Raw genomic sequence first — 18,425 nt, 5'->3', positions numbered from 1 at the left:
TACGAAAAGCCTTCTCAGAGAGAAGGCTTTTCGTTTTGTGTTAGACCCGCATTTTAAGGTTGTGGATTGTTCCACTCAAACTCAGCAAACAACTTTTGCCAGCTTTCATCAAATGAAGCCTTTAATACCAATTCTTGCTTAGTGTACGGATGGACAAAACGCAGTTCGCTGGCGTGCAGCATTAAGCGATGGCAATCGTACTCTTCGCGATACAAGCGGTTATGTTTACCATCACCGTGTGTGGTATCACCAACAATTGGATGACGAAGATGTGCCATATGACGACGCAACTGATGCTTACGCCCAGTCTTAGGCTTCATCTCAACTAAACAGTAGCGAGTAGTTGGGAATTTTCCGGTTGAAAACGGCACTTCCACTTTGGCGAGTGGTTGATATTCGGTCACTGCGGACTGTGCTTCTTTATCTTGCTTAGCAAACTTATCGGCAATTTTATCCAGCTCTTCTTTGAGCGGATAATCCAGTACATCGCCCTCTTCAATCCAGCCACGGACAATTGCATGATACGTTTTCACCATTTCATGATTGGCAAACATCGGCATAACGTTGGAAGCAATTTCGCTCGATAACGCAAAAACCAGCACACCGGATGTCGGTCGGTCTAAGCGATGCAATGGAAAAACATGCTGACCGATTTGGTCGCGCAATGTCTGCATCACAAACTGAGTCTCATGCTTGTCCAGCCATGAACGATGCACCAACATTCCAGCAGGTTTGTTTACCGCCACCAAATACTCATCTTGGTAGATAATTTCCAACATTACTGACATACCCTATCGATATGATTTACCACCAGCAAAACAGCCTGAAACTGATCTTGATGCTTCCAGACTTCCTCAAAATAAGGCGACAACTCAAACCCTCTTGGAATCGTTTGTCCTTCATCACGTAACTTCTGCATTGTCGGGATAAAAACCCATTGAAGCCACTCATGCGGGTCGAGCGTATCGATAGAAAATGGCTCAACACTTTGCATCGCTTCCAAGCTTGGAGGCGTTGACTGCCATACTTCACATTGGCGCATTTCAGCTTCTAACTGCTCCAAAGCTTGGGCCAGTTTTGTGTTAATTGTCATGATTCACCAAGTTTATTGGTCGTACACCTTGAAAAAGGGCCATAGAGTACCATTTATTGGGGAAAGAAGGGTTACTTGCCCCAAAGAAAAGTAGGAACATTTTGCTCCCATGGACAATATTCAAACTCTGACAGCGCTGCTAAAAAACAGTGGCTGCCAACACCAAATTTTCGACCTTGGCCGACGTATGCAACCGATCGACAACGATCAGTTTTCGCACGTAGAACAAGGACATCAAGCTTATCCATATCCTGTAAAGCGTACCGCTCACCTTGCTATTGCGTACTGGAATGAAACCAAACAACCTTGGATTTGGTTTCTGAAATTTTCGTTAGATGAACGAGGATTGTTGCAACAAGCGGATGTCGGACAATTTATTAAGTACGTAGTTGAAGCTATGGGTACTCGTCTGACTAAAGAACTTACCGAAGAGCAGCAGGAAAAACTGGCAAACAATCCTTACACCTTTAAGCCATCTGAAGACAAAATGGCGGTCTTCCACAGCCAAATTCGCGCAGAGCTAGATATGCCTTGCAGTCAGTATTATGAGCACGCACAGCACTATTTCTCAGGCGGCCTTGGCTGGAACAACTGGCAAACCGTCGGTCTGCAAGGTATTACCGATATCTGTGCACGCTTAAGCCAAGAACAAAACGGACCTATGGTGCGTAAAGCCCTTTCTCACTTACCCACGCAGCCTCTTTATGCGCTGCTTGGAGCACTTGAGCATACTAAACTGCCCGCTAAGCTGGCCGAGCGTCTTGAAGAATTTGCGCAGGCAGAGATAACAAGCCAAGAGCCCGATCTGTTCCTACTGTCGGCATTAACTCGTGCGCTTTCAGGTTCTGATGAAAAGCAGCTGAGCAAGATTGTCGATGCTATCTTAGCGAGCCCGCGTTTAAGCCATCCTGAAGTTCTGATTGCGATTGCTGGTCGTGCGTGGCACGTTTTGAACCTAAATTCGCGAGCAGAGCAGTTCTTACTAAGGCTGGCGCAAACGGGCAACCAGACTCTGTTTAATCAGCTATTTGCCGACTTAGTCATGTTGCCAGAGCTAAGAATGGTGTTGTTGCCGCTTTTGCATGGCACACCATCTGAAGAGCTCGCTCAAGCGCTGATTAAACTTCAACAAGATACAAAGTCTTAGGATAGAAGATGATTGGAGACTTATTGGCAATATTGGCGCTGTGCTTTGTCTGTTTTCTCTTTTGGCAACAAAGGCGTCAGTCTGAAATCGCAAAGTCACATGTATTGAGAAAGTGCGATCAGCTTGAACTCCAATTGCTAAGCATCTCATTCGGCGGCCACAAATGGAAAACCAGCGATGGTCGCTGGTTTTGGCATACGGTTTACTTGTTTGAATTTTCGGCTTTAGGCGACGACTGTTACCAAGGAAAGCTGGAAATGCGAGGTTTCATTCCTATGCGCTTTAACTTGCCACCACATCGGATGCTCTAATCCATTCAAAGTCGTAACTCGGGGCGAAATGTTCTTCATTTTCGCCTTTGTTTTGAAAGCCCAAAGCTTGCAGTATCTTAATCGCGGAGAGGTTTTCAATTTCAGCACTCGCAACGACTCTCATCAGTCCTAAACGCTCACAGGCTTTGGGGAAAAACGCTTTTAGCGCTTCAGACGCTATACCTTGCTTCCAGTACAACTTATCGAAAATAAAGCCCAGTTCAGCTTTAATGTCATCGCGCTCGATAAACACATGCCCCATAAACTCACGATTATAGTTATCCAGAACCGCCATTGCATGAATGGAGGAGTCATTGAGTACGCGCTTGAATAACTCTCTTGATGCCGAAACTGTTTTAGGGCCGTTCATATATGCCCTGTTTTTCGCACAGCAGTTCAACATCAAAAAGTCCAACTCGAACGATTCTGTATAGGGAATTAACAGCGTTCGTCGTGTCACTATTGTCACAAACAGTCCTTGTTACAACATCAATTGAATAGCGTTTTTGCTATTACTAACAAAAACAAAAAAAATTAAGCCACTGATTATTTTATTATTTTACTGATTTTACTGATTTTCGCATAGATAACGTTCAAAAGGTCACTATGTGGACGGTAGAAATTGTCGCAGAGATAACAGAATTTGAATTGAAAACTTCAAATTAAGAAAAACCCCAACACCTAAGTGCTGGGGTTTAAGTCTTGTGCGCAGCTATCCGGCTACAAATGCATGCTTCCTGCATCATCCCTAAAAAACCGAATCCTTCAGTCAAATCCTTGCATCGCCTTCCTAGCGGTGTCCTTTTTCATCCTTTATGCTAACTATCCTGTTAGCGCTCATCACTTGTTCCTTGAGCGGTGTCCTTCCCATCATCCTGATGGTGTCCTTCCCTTTCCTAGGGTTTATCCTTTTGCTTTCCTTGCCAACTAACTTCCTGTTAGCTGTTGAATCCGTTCTTATCCGTTTCCATGTAGTGATTATCCGTTAATCACTTTTTTCGTCCTGAAACCACCGTCCAATGGTGTATCCAATTCCGTGTCAGTTCCCTTCCGACAAGGTTAAATCTACGCCTTTGGATTTTTTGTGCAATTACCTGAATGAAAATATTTCTGCACACAAAGCAAACAATCAAACAATTTAAATTATTTTCAATAACTTAAAAACAAAACATCGCATTTTCTGCTTCACAAAACTCTGATATCTCACACCATTTGTAAGAGATCTCGCACATGAACTTGTTACTTTCACTCGCACTCGTCATCTGAAGGAAAAAGAAGGAAATCACGCTAAGACTTTTAAGCGGGAATAATCCATCAATCTGATATAAAATCACGCCAACAGATAGAGGGATAACCAATGCTCACACAAGATGTCACTAAAGAGCTCGAAAGCGTGCTAACAACTCTGCAGCAACAAGGAAAAGAACCAACCGTTGCACTGGTAAAGGCACGTATGAGTACCTCAGTTCCTATAGCTGCTCTTATTGCCGCTATTAAAAGCTGGAAGAATGCTAATCGCGTGCCAAAAGTGGAAATTGCGGCAAAAACCAATTCAGATATGGATCGTATTACTCAGCTAGAACAAACCATAGTTCAGCTCACTAAGCGTATTGAACAGTTAGAACAACAAATAAACGGTAAAGCTCAATGAAGATATGGGTTGACGCAGACGCTTGCCCGAAAGTGATAAGAGAAACGATTGTACGTGCAGCTGAACGCACAGGGATAGAATGTACCTTCGTAGCTAACCACATCATTCCAGTACCTAAACGCGTCAATATTCATTCCATTCAAGTTCCTGCGGGTTTTGATATTGCGGATAATGAAATTGTAAGACGAGTAGAAGCGAATGACTTAGTCATCACTTCGGACATTCCACTTGCCGACGAAGTTATTACCAAAGGGGCATTGGCACTGAATTCACGCGGTGAGCTTTATACGAAAGAAACGATAAAAGCACGTCTGAATATTCGCGACTTTATGGAAACAATGCGCTCAAGTGGCATTCAGACTGGAGGCCCTAGTGCGCTGTCTCAGACTGACCGACGAGAGTTCGCTAACCATCTAGACAGATATCTGGCTAAGTTCAAAAAATAGTTCGATTGTAAATACAAAAAAACCTGCGAATTTCGCAGGTTTTTTTATTATATATAACTAATCAAGCTATATAACCTATTAAGGTATGTCGCTCAAAGCGAACATGACTTATGGCGTGTAGTAGGTTGCTGCACCAGGGCCTACAGGTAGACCTAGCAAGAATACCCATACGTAGAACAACAAACTCCAACCTACGATAAAGCAGATTGAGTAAGGCAGCATGGTTGCGATTAGCGTACCAATACCTAGATTCTTCATGTAGCGAGTTGCAACCGCTAGGATCAGACCAAAGTAGCTCATCATTGGTGTGATGATGTTAGTGGTTGAGTCACCGATACGGTAAGCCGCTTGAATAGTTTCAGGCGCATAACCTACTAGCATTAACATTGGTACGAAAATTGGTGCCGTTACTGCCCACTGCGCCGATGCTGAACCGATCATAAGGTTGATGAAGCCACACATTAGGATAAATGCGAAGAACAACATTGGACCTGTTAGACCAATCTCTTGTAGGAAGCCTGCACCCGCAACTGCGAATACCTGACCGAAGTTAGTCCATTTGAAGAACGCAACAAACTGAGCAGCAAAAAATACCAGTACGATGTACATGCCCATAGAAGACATTGATTTCGCCATCGCATCGATAACATCACGGTCAGTTTTCATTGTACCCACAACACGACCATAGACGAAACCAGGGATTGCGAAGAATACAAAGATGAAAGCAACGATACTTTTCAGGAACGGTGAACCCGCAATAGTACCTTGAGCAGAACGCAGAACACCATCAGCTGGAACGATAGTCCAAGCCAGAAGAGCACTTACTACAAGTACTGCAATACCGGCCATTTTCAAACCACGTTTTTCCACAGCTGTTAGAGTACCCATCTTGTCTTTAGACAGATCTTCTGCTGCTTCTTCAGGATTGTATTTACCTAATTTAGGTTCAACGATCTTCTCTGTCACGTAAGCACCCATACCAGCAATAAAGAAGGTAGAGACAAACATGAAGTACCAGTTCACTTCTGGGCCAACCGTGTAAGTTGGGTCGATCATTTGTGCTGCTGTTTCAGTGATACCTGAAAGCAGTGGATCAACAGTACCAATCAGAAGGTTTGCAGAGTAACCACCAGATACACCTGCAAATGCGGCAGCCAGACCCGCCAGAGGGTGACGACCTAAAGAGTGGAACAACATAGCCGCAAGTGGAATCAATACCACGTAGCCAAGTTCAGATGCTGTATTAGAAATGATACCTGCAAATACAACTGTAACTGTCACCATGCGAGCAGAAGCGCCCATAACAAGGCCACGCATTGCAGCAGATAAAAGACCAGAATATTCAGCAATTGCCACACCAAGCATAGCAACAAGCACTGTGCCTAAAGGTGCGAAACCAACAAAGTTTTTCACTAGGTTAGTTACGATCAGCTGCAGGCCTTCAGCATTAAGCAGGCTCACAACGTGGATCATACCATCAGCGGCACGGCCTTTAGCGCCTTCTGGACGTGGGTCCATAACTGAGACTTCAAAGTAGCCTGCAATACCTGATGAAATAAGAATCGCTAAACAGAAAATAGCGAATAAAGTAATCGGATGGGGTAATAGATTCCCTAAATACTCAACACCATCTAAGAAGCGGGTAAAAAGTGACTTTTTAGGTGCTGGTTTGTTTATTGAAGCAGACGAACTCATCTGTTTCCTCCTTGTAGTTTTATCTATGCATTTGTGACAAAAATGTCAAAAGCGCGGCGAAGAGTACTTTAGGGAGTGAACATTACAAAATCAAAGATGTTACAGATTATTTCAAACTGAGCATAAAATAAACCAAATCAGCACAATACGCAGTGTTATAAACTAAATAAATGAGTTAGATAGGAATTATAAGTTAATAGCGATATCAACATTGTAGCAACATTTATCTCTGCACTGCCTTAAACCTTGGGTTAGCCTTACAAATAACGTAAAGACGCCCACGACGTTTTACAATCTGACAATCTGGGTGGCGGTTTTTTGCACTTTTCAGAGAACTTAATACTTTCATGGATGAAACCTCGCAAATTACAATTGTTATAATATAACATAACAAAAGAGAGTTACTGTCAACAATAATTACTACTGTTCTCTGTTAGGTGTGATACTTTCACTTTTATTTCTTTAGCCAAACTCAATACACGCCAATGCATACAATCACGCCGATTGCTACTATCGAAACTCCATATAAAGAGAAGTTTGCCGTTCCCCGTCAGCCACGTTTAGTGCCCAGCGCAACAGCACGCATCAAACTATTAGGCGAGCTGAACTGTATGGAAGCAGTGCGTGAGTTAGATCAATTCAGTCATCTGTGGTTATTGTTCTTGTTTGATCAAAATCTTGAAGCTGGTTGGAAACCAACGGTTCGCCCACCGCGTCTTGGTGGCAATGAAAGAGTGGGTGTATTGGCTTCTCGTTCGACATTTCGTCCGAATGGAATTGGTATGTCTGCGGTGGAATTTAGAGGTATAGATAAAGAAGGCGATCAAATCTATATAGAAGTGGGCAGTGTTGATCTGGTTGATGGTACTCCCATCATCGATATCAAACCTTATATCCCCTATTCTGACTCCGTACCAGAAGCAAAAGGTGGCTACGCAGATGCGGAGCCTCCAACAGTTGAGGTTGAATTCAGCCCTGCAGCTCTGGCTATTTTGCAGTCTCTACCCGATTCAACCGTCAAACAAGCGGTAATTAGTGAAGTTCTAGCACAAGATCCACGTCCTGCTTACAAGAAAAATAAGCCTGACGACAAGCAATACGCAGTACATTTGTACAATTTGAACGTAAAATTCACCATATCTGGTAACTTAGTGACAGTTACTACTATTGAACACTTTTGACATTCGCATTTGGCTGATATTATTAGCGGCTAAATTTATTACCACCTTTGATAAACGGATACCATAAATGCGTACCAGTAAATATCTTCTTTCTACTCTGAAGGAGACTCCAAACGACGCAGAAGTAGTGAGCCACCAGCTCATGCTACGTGCGGGTATGATCCGTAAGCTAGCTTCAGGTCTTTATACTTGGCTACCTACCGGTCTTCGCGTACTGCGTAAAGTCGAAACCATCATTCGCCAAGAAATCGACAATGCAGGGGCTATCGAAACACTAATGCCCGTTGTACAGCCGTTTGAACTATGGGAAGAGACTGGTCGCTCTGAAAAGATGGGCCCAGAACTGCTTCGCTTTACTGACCGCCACACTCGTCCGTTTGTACTAAGCCCAACAGCAGAAGAAGTGATTACAGCTCTTGTGCGTAACGAGGTTAGCTCATACAAACAACTACCTCTAAATCTGTACCAGATCCAGACTAAATTCCGAGATGAACGCCGCCCTCGTTTTGGTGTGATGCGCTCTCGTGAATTCTCAATGATGGATGCATACAGCTTCGACATCGATAAAGAAGGTCTGCAAAAATCTTACGACGCGATGCACGATGCTTACTGTAAAGCATTCGATCGCATGGGTCTGGATTACCGCCCAGTATTGGCGGATAGCGGCGCTATCGGTGGCAGCGGCTCTCAAGAATTCCACGTATTGGCAGAAAGCGGCGAAGACTTAATTGCATTCTCTACTGAATCTGATTTCGCAGCGAACATTGAAAAAGCAGAAGCGGTTGCACTTGCAACTGAGCTAGCTGCGCCAACTCAAGAGATGACTCTGGTTGATACGCCAAATGCGAAAACCATTGCAGAACTAGTTGAGCAATTTGAACTGCCTATCGAGAAAACTGTTAAAACGCTTTTCGTTAAAGCATCAGATGAAGTTGACGCAGACATCATTGCCCTGATCATCCGTGGTGATCACGAGCTAAACGAAGTAAAAGCAGAAAACTTGAAAGAAGTCGCGTCTCCATTAGAGATGGCTTCTGAAGAAGAGATTCGTGCTCTAGTCGGTGCAGGTCCAGGCTCTTTAGGCCCAGTAGGTCTAAAACTGCCATTCATCGTTGACCGCACAGTTGCAGTAACCAGTGACTTCAGTGCTGGTGCAAACGTTGATGGTAAACACTACTTCGGTATTAACTGGGGCCGTGACGTTCAACTAGGTCAAGTTGAAGACCTACGTAACGTTGTTGAAGGTGACCCAAGCCCATGTGGTAAAGGCACTATCATGCTTAAGCGTGGTATCGAAGTTGGTCACATCTTCCAGCTTGGTACTAACTACTCTGAGAAAATGAACTGTGGTGTTCTAGGCGCTGACGGTAAAAACGTTATTCTAGAAATGGGTTGTTACGGTATCGGTGTTACTCGTGTAGTGGCTGCTGCGATTGAACAGAACCACGATAAATACGGTATCGTCTGGCCAGACGCTATTGCACCGTTCCAAGTGGCTATCGTTCCAATGAACATGCATAAATCTGAGCGCGTTCAAGAAGCAGCAGAGAAGCTATATGCTGATCTGACAGCTGCTGGTATCGAAGTTCTATTCGATGACCGTAAAGAACGCCCAGGTGTTATGTTCTCTGATATGGAGCTACTTGGTGTTCCTCATACGATCGTTATCGGTGATCGTAGTATGGACGAAGGTAATTTCGAATATAAAAACCGTCGCACTGGTGATAAAACTCCAGTGGCAATGACTGATATCGTCGAGCACATCAAGTCGCAAATGGCTTAATCTCGAACGTCTATCTTTGAAGGCTGCCTAATGGCAGCCTTTTTTATTAATGCTGGATTCATCATTTCTCTTCTACACTGCATAAAAACAAGAAGGAGAAAGATATGGATCTCAAAGCTCTACTCAATCAAGCACTCAACTCCAATTTGGTTCAATCTGGTAAACAGCAAGCTCAGTCTTTAGCTCAAGATAAAAGCCAGCTTGCCACACTTGGTGCTGGCGCACTCGGCGGAGGTATCATTGGCCTTTTAATGGGTTCAAAGAAAACGAAGAAGCTGGGCAAGAAAGCGCTCACCATTGGTGGTTCTGCAGCCTTGGGGGCTCTCGCCTATAAAATGTATAATGACTGGCAAGCCAATCAAAATGAACCAACTCAGCCAGCGAACTTTGACCAATCGAATCCTCGCCATGAAATACTCATTCTCAAAGCGATGATCGCTTCTGCCAAAGCGGATGGACACATAGATGAGCAAGAAATGGCTAAGATAAACCAAGTGGTTAATGAGATTGGTGCCGATAACGACGTTCAAACCCTGTTCCAACAAGAGTTGAAAAAGCCTTTAGACCCAAATGAAATCGCTGCGCTGGCGCAAACTCCAGCTCAAGCGTCGGAGATTTATCTTGCTTCAGCATTAGTTGCCGACGAGCAAAACTTTATGGAAAAAGCGTATCTGCAAGAACTGGCGAAGCAACTCGGCTTGAGTGAAGGGTTGGTAAATGACATTCATCAGCAGATAAACGGTGAATAATTCACCGGCTGAAACTCAACATTGAGCCAGCTCAAAGGTAACTTTTGTCTTCATTCTGCTCTCTGTGTATATTGAGAGCAGTTATCATTTATAAGGCAGATGTTTCGTTCTGTACTATTCGTTTTGTAAAAGTGGGATAGAGTTATGCAAGTTTACGGTTGTTGTGATTTAGTTCGTGAGTTATACGCTCAAATTGGTAGTGGCGATCAAGCCTATATTCCTCAAGCCATTAGTTGCGCCGTTCGTGCTCTGAACGATGTGGCCGCGGATACGTCTTTACCAAAAGAAGTAAGAGAAAAAGCAGCCTTTGCTGCGGCAAACTTACTGATTTCTGATTTCGAGGACAAATAATGAATCTCGCGAACTTCGCCTCGATGGACACAGTCATGCTAATGAGCATTGTGAACATGAAGCTGCGTGACGACTTTAACGGTGATTTAGATAAACTGGTTGCTTACTTCGATATTGACCGAACCAAACTTGAAGCAAAGCTGGCCACAGCAGGCTTTGAGTTTCTGCCAGAGGCGGGTCAGTTTCGTTAATCTTCGAAATTGATGATGTAGAATGTAAAAAAACGCAAACCCAAGGGTTTGCGTTTTTAATTATCTGAAATTTAGTAGCTTTAATTCACAGGTCTGTTATTAACCTAGGTTCTTACGAGCGTTTTGGAACATACGCATCCAAGCACCGTTCTCGCCCCAGCTATCTGGATGCCATGAGTTCGCCACTGTACGGAATACTCGCTCAGGGTGAGGCATCATGATAGTTACACGACCATCAGAGGTAGTTAGACCGGTAATTGCGTTTGGCGAACCATTCGGGTTGTTTGGATATTGTTGAGTTGGGTTACCCAAGTTATCAACAAAACGAACCGCTACTGTACCTGAGTTTTCGATGGCAGCTAGGTGCGCTTCATCGCGAACTTCTACACGACCTTCACCGTGAGATACTGCGATAGGCATACGAGAACCGGCCATACCGTCGAAGAATACAGAATCCGATTTCTGTACTTCTACCAAGCTAAAGCGAGCTTCAAAACGCTCAGATTCGTTACGTACGAAACGAGGCCATAAGTCTGCACCTGGGATCAGTTCTTTCAGGTTAGAAAGCATCTGACAACCATTACAAACACCTAGAGAGAAGGTATCTTCACGGTTGAAGAAGGTTTCAAACTGGTCACGAGCCTGTGCGTTAAATAGCACTGACTTCGCCCAACCTTCACCAGCACCCAGTACGTCACCGTAAGAGAAGCCACCACAAGCTACCAGACCTTGGTACTCTTCTAGCACAGCTTGACCTGTCAAGATATCGCTCATATGGATATCGGTAGCTTCAAAGCCTGCACGGTCAAACGCTGCTGCCATTTCAACATGCGAGTTAACACCCTGCTCACGCAGAATTGCCATCTTAGGCTTAGCACCTTTCACAATGTAAGGCGCTGCTACATCTTCGTTAGTATCGAAGCTGAGTTTCACGTTCAGACCTGGGTCTGAATTGTCTTTCTTCGCTTCAAACTCTTGGTTTGCACACGCAGGGTTGTCACGCAGCGCTTGCATTTTGTGCGTCATTTCAGCCCAGATGGTACGAAGTTCTGTTCTTGAACGGTCGACCAGTACTGTTTCACCAGAAGTAATAACCAGCTTATCTGAAGCTTCTACTGCACCAATAACCTGTGAACATTCTGCTAAACCGTTGTCTGCTAGCGTTGCCAGTACAGATTCAAGTTCATCATTCTTAACCTGAACAACTGCACCTAGTTCTTCGTTGAACAGCGTAGCTAGAACATCTTCACCTAAAGCTTCAATGTTTGCTTTCACACCACAGTGACCAGCGAATGTCATCTCAGCTAGAGTAACAAATAGACCGCCGTCGCCTTTATCGTGGTAAGCAATCAACTTGTCGTTGCTGACTAGGCTTTGAATCGCATTGAAGAAACCTTTTAGTTGCTCTGCGTTATCTACGTCAGCAGGCTTGTCACCCAACTGCTTGTAAACCTGAGCCAGTGCTGTCGCACCTAGACGGTTCTTACCGTTACCTAGGTCAATAAGCACTAGGCTTGATTCACCTAAATCTGTGCGAAGTTGTGGAGTCACTGTCTTACGAACATCTTCTACGCGAGAAAACGCAGTGATGATCAGTGAAAGTGGAGAAGTCACTTCTTTGTCTTCGCCATTTTCGTTCCACTTAGTCTTCATCGACATTGAGTCTTTACCCACTGGGATAGTAAGTCCTAGTGCCGGACACAGCTCTTCACCAACCGCTTTCACTGCTTCGTATAGACCAGCATCTTCACCTGGGTGACCCGCTGGAGACATCCAGTTAGCAGATAGTTTGATACGTTTGATATCGCCGATTTCAGTTGCAGCGATGTTAGTGATTGCTTCACCAACCGCTAGACGAGCAGACGCACCGAAATCGAGTAGTGCTACAGGCGTACGTTCACCCATCGCCATAACTTCACCGTGGTAAGTGTCGTAACTTGCCGCTGTTACCGCGCAGTTCGCAACAGGAACCTGCCATGGGCCAACCATTTGATCACGAGCCACAAGACCAGTTACCGTGCGGTCACCAATGGTGATAAGGAATGTTTTCTCTGCAACAGCAGGAAGACGAAGAACACGTTCAATGGCATCACCCAACTCAATACCTGAACGATCAATAGCTGGGCTGCTCACCTTCGCTGTTTTCGCATCACGGTGCATTTTAGGTGTTTTACCTAGCAGGATATCCATTGGCATATCGATAGGCGTGTTGTCGAAGTGTGTATCTTCCAACTTCAGGTCACGCTCTTCAGTCGCGATACCTACAACTGCGTATGGAGCACGTTCACGCTTACAGATAGCATCGAATGCCGCCATGTTTTCTGGCGCAACTGCCAGTACATAACGTTCTTGAGATTCGTTACACCAAATTTCCAGCGGGCTCATTCCAGGCTCATCATTTGGCACGTCACGTAGTTGGAAAATACCGCCACGCTCGCCGTCGTCTACTAACTCTGGCAATGCGTTAGAAATACCGCCCGCGCCCACATCGTGGATAAATGCGATTGGGTTTGCTTCACCAAGCTGCCAACAACGGTCAATCACTTCCTGACAACGACGCTCCATCTCTGGGTTTTCACGTTGTACAGATGCGAAATCTAAGTCTTCTGCAGACTGGCCAGATGCCATAGAAGAGGCAGCACCGCCACCAAGGCCGATGTTCATTGCAGGGCCGCCAAGAACGATCAAGCTTGCACCTACTGGAATTTCTTTCTTCTGTACGTGTTCATCACGGATGTTACCTAAACCACCAGCAATCATGATTGGCTTGTGGTAACCACGGATCTCTTCACCCGCGTGAGAAGTCACTTTCTCTTCGTAGGTACGGAAGTAGCCTAATAAGTTAGGACGACCAAATTCGTTGTTAAATGCTGCACCGCCTAAAGGACCTTCAAGCATGATATCCAAAGCGTTAACGATACGGCCCGGCTTACCGAAGTCCGTTTCCCAAGGCTGTACAAAGTTTGGAATACGAAGGTTAGAGGTAGTAAAACCAACTAAGCCAGCTTTCGGTTTACCACCGATACCTGTTGCGCCTTCATCACGAATTTCACCGCCTGAACCCGTTGAGGCACCTGGCCATGGAGAAATTGCGGTTGGGTGGTTGTGTGTTTCCACCTTCATCAAAATATGTGCTTTTTCGTGGCTATAGCCGTACTGACGAGTATCTGGATTCGGGAAGAAACGACCAACTTCAGAGCCTTCCATTACCGCTGCGTTATCTTTATAAGCAGACAGAACGTAATCAGGAGTCAATTCCATGGTGTTCTTGATCATTTTGAACAGAGATTTGTCTTGTTTTACGCCGTCGATTGTCCAATCAGCATTGAATATCTTATGGCGACAGTGCTCTGAGTTTGCTTGTGCAAACATCATTAATTCGATGTCAGTTGGGTTACGCTCAAGCTTAGTCACAAAGCTTTCAAGTAAGTAGTCGATCTCGTCTTCAGCAAGAGCAAGACCAAGGGTAACGTTTGCTTCTTCAAGCGCTTTACGACCACCTGAAAGTAGATCAACGTAAGCAACTGGCGCTGGTTCTGCAGATTTGAATAGTGCAGCAGCTTGCTCTTGTTCCGTGAACACCACTTCCATCATGCGGTCATGAATTAAAGCGTTGATGCTAGCGATTTGGTCAGCTGAAAGTTCACCTTCAGACTCAATATAGTAAGCCGTACCGCGCTCTAATCGCTTAACATTTGCCAAACCACAATTGTGAGCGATATCTGATGCTTTAGAAGACCAAGGAGAAATAGTACCCGGACGAGGAGTAACAAGAAGTAGCAAACCTTGTGGCTCGTGTTCTTGAATGGTTGGACCGTAAGTCAGTAACTTTTCAAGTTTTTCGATTTCACTGTCGTCTAAATCTGCCTTAAGATCAGCGAAGTGCATGAACTCAGCATAGATACCCGTCACAGGTAAGTTTTGTTCACGACACGTCTCGAGTAGTTTATTAACACGAAACTCAGAAAGAGCTGGGGAACCACGCAAAATTCTCATGTGCAAAGGTCTCTATATCCATTGATTGAGGTGTAATTGGCATAAATTCATCTAATTATCAGTATGTTAAACTAATAAACTGGAACTTATGCCGATTTCTTCTCTTTGATGCGAGCGCATTATAGAGGATTTTTTTTTGTGACGTAACATCAAAAGCAACCGTTTGCGTCATTTTTTTCATTAATTTTGAATTTCACCCTGTTTGAACAATTTTCAGACACAACAAGCTTAGTAACAAGCTATCACTTTGCCATACGAGCAGCCTTTGATATAAAGGCACTAATTGATGTAAGAGATCTTAAATTAATGACAAAGCTTTTTTATCATTCAGTCAGCCGTGGCTTCACTCTATTTTTATTGACGCTTTTAGTGAGTGGCTGTCAAATTGATTCCGAACCAAAGAGTGAACTTGACCAGATCCGTGAACGCGGCGTCTTGCGTGTTGGTACATTAAACAACCAACTCTCCTACTACATCGGTCCAGATGGTCCTTCTGGGTTGGATTATGAATTAGCTCGAGAATTTGCAGCACAGCTAAATGTAAGACTTGAGATGAAGCCCGCTTATCGCCTCTCCAGTCTGTTTCCAGCTCTCAAAAACGGCGAGATCGATATCATCGCTGCAGGTCTTAGCCAATCGGAAGAACGCCTGAAAGACTACCGCGCCGGCCCAGCTTACTACTATGTGTCTCAGCAAGTGGTGTATAAAAAAGGCCAATGGCGTCCGCGTAATATTCAACAGCTAGTCAATAAGCAACAAGAGCTTGAAAATAAAAACGAAGGTCAACCTATTTTTAGTGTCGTGGATGATTCTCACTTTGAAACAACGCTCAACGGATTAAAAAAAGATTACCCTGATTTTGATTTCCATATTGATACCAATTCAGATGTTAACGATCTGCTCAAAAGAGTTTCCGAAGGTTCATTGCTGTTTACGATGGCAGATTCGGTAGAAGTTTCACTTTCTCAACGCATTTACCCTGATCTCGCGTCAGCTTTTGAAGTGACTGAAGACCAACCTATCTCTTGGTTTATGCGTCGTTCACAAGACGAAAGCCTATATGCCATGATGATCGAGTTTTTTGGTGAACTGAAACAATCAGGATCGCTCGCATCATTAGAAGAAAAATACATTGGTCACATTGGTACTTTCGACTATGTAGACACCCGTGCATTTATTCGAGCACTTGATAACAGGCTGCCGAAATGGGCTCCATTGTTCCAGAAATATTCGGATGAATTTGACTGGCGCTTGATTGCGGCGCTGGCTTATCAGGAATCTCACTGGAACCCTAGAGCTAAATCGCCTACCGGTGTACGTGGCATGATGATGCTGACGCTGCCGACGGCAAAAAGTGTTGATGTGTCCAACCGTCTTGACCCAGAACAGTCGGTTAGAGGTGGGGTCGAGTATTTACGAAGAATGGTGGCGCGAGTTCCCGATTCCATTTCTGATCACGAAAAAATCTGGTTTGCCCTTGCTTCGTATAACGTCGGTTACGGTCACATGATGGATGCTCGTCGACTCACCAAACTTCAGGGCAGTGACCCAGATACTTGGGCAGAAGTAAAAGACAGACTACCTTTGTTACGTCAGAAGAAATATTTCTCGAAGACCATCTATGGTTATGCCCGTGGTGATGAAGCGAGAAACTATGTTGAGAACATACGTCGTTACTATCAAAGTATCATCGGCCATTTAGAGCAACAGAAAGTAGTTAGCGTCGAGTCTGGCACCGATGACATCACGGTTATTCATTTGCCGGAAGAGGATGACAGTGATGAAAGTACGCTTGATGAATCTATTGATGATTCGCAAAACGATGAAGAGAGCTTAGATTCTGAGCAAGTAGAATCGGCAAGCGATAACCCTGCATCAATTCAAAAATAAATACTTGATTTTTTTCTTCGGAACCCATAAATAGATATGTGCATCCGCTCTTACTCTACAAATAAAAACAAGTAAGAGTCGGATACATAAAAACGTCAAATAAGTTTGATAGTTTGGCGCCCTGATTGGACGAATAATTGGGGTTTGTTGTGATAGTTAGTACTGAAAGGGGGACGTTTTATGCTTAAACGTAGGCCTAAACTCCTTAACAAAGCAGTATCAGCTAACCGCCGTCGTCGTATGCTAGCCAATACAAAAAAGAAAGTGCTAGCACGTCATCGAGCGTATGTACATTTGGAAGAACCGTACTTGTAATCAGCTGATATTTTAGGGACGCAAACATCTACGAATGTAGATGTTTGCCAAAGACCCACTACTAATCGTTTTATCCACTCGTCTTATTTTGTTCTATCCCGCTACTTCCCACTTGTTACTTTTATTTCTCAACTGTTTGATCTCGTTTCTGCTCATCTTTTAATGCTTTGATTTCCTTGCGGCGACGTTTGAAGAAGGCTTGTAACTGTTGGCGACACTCATCCTCTAATAAGCCTTTTTCTATCGTGGCGTAGTGATAAGCAGCGGGACTATCAAAAATATTCAATACCGTACCTGCTGCACCAGCTTTGAGATCAGGAGCGCCATACACTATTCGCTTTACTCGACTATGCAGCAAAGCGCCAGCACACATAGGGCAAGGTTCCAGCGTGACATACAACGTTGTATCTAACAGGCGATAGTTTTCTAACTTCTCACCTGCCAGACGTAACACCTGAATTTCAGCGTGAGCGGTTGCATCATGATTGCCAATTGAACGGTTCCAGCCTTGAGCAATGATTTCGCCATCTTTGACCAAAACCGCGCCTACCGGAACTTCTCCTTGCTCTTCAGCCTTAGCGGCTAAAGCCATCGCTTGGCGCATAAAGTCTTCGTCTTGTGGGCTAAATTCCGCTTGGGATTCAGTCATTATTCTCTCTCTTGTTGGACTTGGGTTTGTTTGCCCTTTATTGGACGAAATTATACAACAGCTTCGGCTGATAAGCTTTGCGCAAGGTAATCCACCAACAGACGAACTTTGGCCGATAGATGCCGATTGTGAGGATAAAGCGCCCAAACCCCTTCTCTATCATCACGATACGAAGGGAGCACTTCGACTAAGGCTCCTGAAGCTAAATGCTCACTTACATAGTAATCCGGCAACTGAACCATACCCATTCCGCGAAGCGCTGCATCCAACAAAACGATACCGCTATTGCAGTTAATCTTACCTTTCACCCGAATAGAGCGTGATTGACCGTGCTCCTTGAAACGCCAGTGATCATAAGTTCCAATCAAGCATTGATGCTTATTAAGCTCAGACAATGTATGAGGTACGCCAAAGCGAGCAAGGTACTCTGGAGTTGCACAAACATATAGCTGTCGATTACTCAGCTTCTTTGCCCTAAAACTGGAATCGTCTAACTGCCCCAAACGGATTGCCAGATCGACGCCTTGCTCAATTAAGTCTAACTTTTGGTTAGTGAGCACTAACTCTAAATTTAGCTGTTCATGTTGCTGAAGAAACTGATGGAGTAGCGGCGCAATTTTTTGCTCTCCATAAGTCACCGGAGCCGTCACTTTGAGTTTGCCTTGTGGCGTTTGCTGCATTTGAGTAACGGTTTGCTCTGCTTGCTCTAAACCTTCAACCAGTACTCGACATTGTTGAAAGTAGACCAGTCCAGCTTCAGTGAGAGAAACTTTACGCGTCGTTCTTACCAACAGTTTCACTTTCAATCGCTCTTCAAGCGTTGCGACACGGCGACTAATATTTGCCACCGAAGTGTTTAAGCGCAGAGAGGCCTGAGTGAAGCTTCCACTCTCAGCAACCGCAATAAACTCGTTAATCCCTTCCCAACCAGCCATAAACAACTCTTTTGGATTATTACAATAGTGTAAAAGTTATTC

At 44.4% G+C, this 18,425-nt stretch carries 19 protein-coding genes; 11 read left to right on the top strand and 8 right to left on the bottom strand.

Features of this window, described 5'->3' with window-relative positions; translation table 11 throughout:
* Nucleotides 1-53 precede the first annotated feature (53 nt).
* Both truC and ACRQQK_RS20980 read right to left on the bottom strand, forming a co-directional pair.
* Complete coding sequence (gene truC / locus ACRQQK_RS20985) at nt 54-788, bottom strand: tRNA pseudouridine(65) synthase TruC (RefSeq protein WP_175579690.1); 735 nt, start codon at nt 786-788, stop codon at nt 54-56.
* Nucleotides 779-1,093 carry a YqcC family protein gene (locus tag ACRQQK_RS20980; protein WP_457514620.1) on the bottom strand — a complete coding sequence of 105 codons (315 nt, stop codon included), beginning with the start codon at nt 1,091-1,093 and terminating at the stop codon, nt 779-781. The genes truC and ACRQQK_RS20980 overlap by 10 nt, the downstream gene beginning before the upstream one ends.
* A gap of 109 nt (nt 1,094-1,202) precedes the next feature.
* Here ACRQQK_RS20980 and ACRQQK_RS20975 point away from each other — a divergent pair, with 109 nt between their 5' ends.
* Nucleotides 1,203-2,240 carry a DUF3549 family protein gene (locus tag ACRQQK_RS20975; protein WP_457514618.1) on the top strand — a complete coding sequence of 346 codons (1,038 nt, stop codon included), beginning with the start codon at nt 1,203-1,205 and terminating at the stop codon, nt 2,238-2,240.
* 8 nt (nt 2,241-2,248) lie between these two features.
* Nucleotides 2,249-2,551 carry a DUF3301 domain-containing protein gene (locus ACRQQK_RS20970; protein WP_457514616.1) on the top strand — a complete coding sequence of 101 codons (303 nt, stop codon included), beginning with the start codon at nt 2,249-2,251 and terminating at the stop codon, nt 2,549-2,551.
* Here the strand turns inward: ACRQQK_RS20970 and ACRQQK_RS20965 are convergent.
* Nucleotides 2,523-3,020, bottom strand: a complete 498-nt coding sequence (locus tag ACRQQK_RS20965; RefSeq protein ID WP_457514614.1) for a GNAT family N-acetyltransferase — start codon at nt 3,018-3,020, stop codon at nt 2,523-2,525. The genes ACRQQK_RS20970 and ACRQQK_RS20965 overlap by 29 nt on opposite strands.
* An 888-nt stretch (nt 3,021-3,908) precedes the next feature.
* Here ACRQQK_RS20965 and ACRQQK_RS20960 point away from each other — a divergent pair.
* Nucleotides 3,909-4,202: a hypothetical protein gene (locus ACRQQK_RS20960; RefSeq protein ID WP_457514613.1), complete on the top strand. Its 294-nt coding sequence runs from the start codon at nt 3,909-3,911 to the stop codon at nt 4,200-4,202.
* Nucleotides 4,199-4,648 carry a YaiI/YqxD family protein gene (locus tag ACRQQK_RS20955; protein WP_167411956.1) on the top strand — a complete coding sequence of 150 codons (450 nt, stop codon included), beginning with the start codon at nt 4,199-4,201 and terminating at the stop codon, nt 4,646-4,648. The genes ACRQQK_RS20960 and ACRQQK_RS20955 overlap by 4 nt, the downstream gene beginning before the upstream one ends.
* 108 nt (nt 4,649-4,756) lie before the next feature.
* Here ACRQQK_RS20955 and ACRQQK_RS20950 read toward each other — a convergent pair whose 3' ends face one another.
* The gene (locus tag ACRQQK_RS20950) at nt 4,757-6,343 is read right to left on the bottom strand and encodes an AbgT family transporter (protein WP_457514611.1); all 1,587 of its coding nucleotides are present in this window, start codon (nt 6,341-6,343) and stop codon (nt 4,757-4,759) included.
* A gap of 223 nt (nt 6,344-6,566) precedes the next feature.
* Nucleotides 6,567-6,692, bottom strand: coding sequence for a type B 50S ribosomal protein L36 (ykgO, locus tag ACRQQK_RS20945; RefSeq protein ID WP_102940270.1), 126 nt, complete (start codon nt 6,690-6,692; stop codon nt 6,567-6,569).
* Between the two features lie 136 nt (nt 6,693-6,828).
* On the opposite strand from ykgO, the gene tsaA reads away from it, so the two are divergent.
* From tsaA to ACRQQK_RS20920, 5 genes are all read left to right on the top strand, one after another.
* Nucleotides 6,829-7,524, top strand: a complete 696-nt coding sequence (gene tsaA / locus ACRQQK_RS20940; protein ID WP_457514610.1) for a tRNA (N6-threonylcarbamoyladenosine(37)-N6)-methyltransferase TrmO — start codon at nt 6,829-6,831, stop codon at nt 7,522-7,524.
* Nucleotides 7,525-7,591: 67 nt separating this feature from the next.
* The gene (locus ACRQQK_RS20935) at nt 7,592-9,307 is read left to right on the top strand and encodes a proline--tRNA ligase (protein WP_457514609.1); all 1,716 of its coding nucleotides are present in this window, start codon (nt 7,592-7,594) and stop codon (nt 9,305-9,307) included.
* A gap of 104 nt (nt 9,308-9,411) precedes the next feature.
* Nucleotides 9,412-10,056 (top strand): tellurite resistance TerB family protein, encoded by a 645-nt coding sequence (locus ACRQQK_RS20930; RefSeq protein WP_457514608.1) that lies wholly within the window; start codon nt 9,412-9,414, stop codon nt 10,054-10,056.
* Between the two features lie 144 nt (nt 10,057-10,200).
* Entirely contained in the window at nt 10,201-10,407 is a 207-nt protein-coding gene (locus tag ACRQQK_RS20925; protein WP_042488988.1) for a YaeP family protein, read from the top strand.
* A complete protein-coding gene (locus ACRQQK_RS20920) occupies nt 10,407-10,598 on the top strand; it encodes a DUF4250 domain-containing protein (protein ID WP_457514606.1) in 192 nt (63 codons plus the stop codon). Before ACRQQK_RS20925 ends, ACRQQK_RS20920 begins: the two co-directional genes overlap by 1 nt.
* Before the next feature lie 99 nt (nt 10,599-10,697).
* Here ACRQQK_RS20920 and purL read toward each other — a convergent pair whose 3' ends face one another.
* Complete coding sequence (gene purL, locus ACRQQK_RS20915) at nt 10,698-14,594, bottom strand: phosphoribosylformylglycinamidine synthase (protein ID WP_457514604.1); 3,897 nt, start codon at nt 14,592-14,594, stop codon at nt 10,698-10,700.
* A gap of 306 nt (nt 14,595-14,900) precedes the next feature.
* On the opposite strand from purL, the gene mltF reads away from it, so the two are divergent.
* Together mltF and ACRQQK_RS20905 are read left to right on the top strand one after the other, a co-directional pair.
* Nucleotides 14,901-16,484, top strand: coding sequence for a membrane-bound lytic murein transglycosylase MltF (gene mltF / locus ACRQQK_RS20910; RefSeq protein ID WP_457514603.1), 1,584 nt, complete (start codon nt 14,901-14,903; stop codon nt 16,482-16,484).
* A 180-nt stretch (nt 16,485-16,664) separates the two neighbouring features.
* Nucleotides 16,665-16,799 (top strand): hypothetical protein, encoded by a 135-nt coding sequence (locus tag ACRQQK_RS20905; protein ID WP_457514601.1) that lies wholly within the window; start codon nt 16,665-16,667, stop codon nt 16,797-16,799.
* A 121-nt stretch (nt 16,800-16,920) separates the two neighbouring features.
* Here ACRQQK_RS20905 and tadA read toward each other — a convergent pair whose 3' ends face one another.
* Together tadA and ACRQQK_RS20895 are read right to left on the bottom strand one after the other, a co-directional pair.
* Nucleotides 16,921-17,448, bottom strand: a complete 528-nt coding sequence (gene tadA / locus ACRQQK_RS20900; protein WP_457514600.1) for a tRNA adenosine(34) deaminase TadA — start codon at nt 17,446-17,448, stop codon at nt 16,921-16,923.
* Nucleotides 17,449-17,498: 50 nt separating this feature from the next.
* Nucleotides 17,499-18,383 (bottom strand): LysR substrate-binding domain-containing protein, encoded by an 885-nt coding sequence (locus tag ACRQQK_RS20895; RefSeq protein ID WP_457514598.1) that lies wholly within the window; start codon nt 18,381-18,383, stop codon nt 17,499-17,501.
* Nucleotides 18,384-18,425 lie beyond the last annotated feature (42 nt).

It is taken from the genome of Vibrio sp. C8 (genome assembly GCF_054051265.1).
Note: the sequence above shows the minus strand (reverse complement) of the source record. Positions and strands in the feature narration are given on the sequence as shown.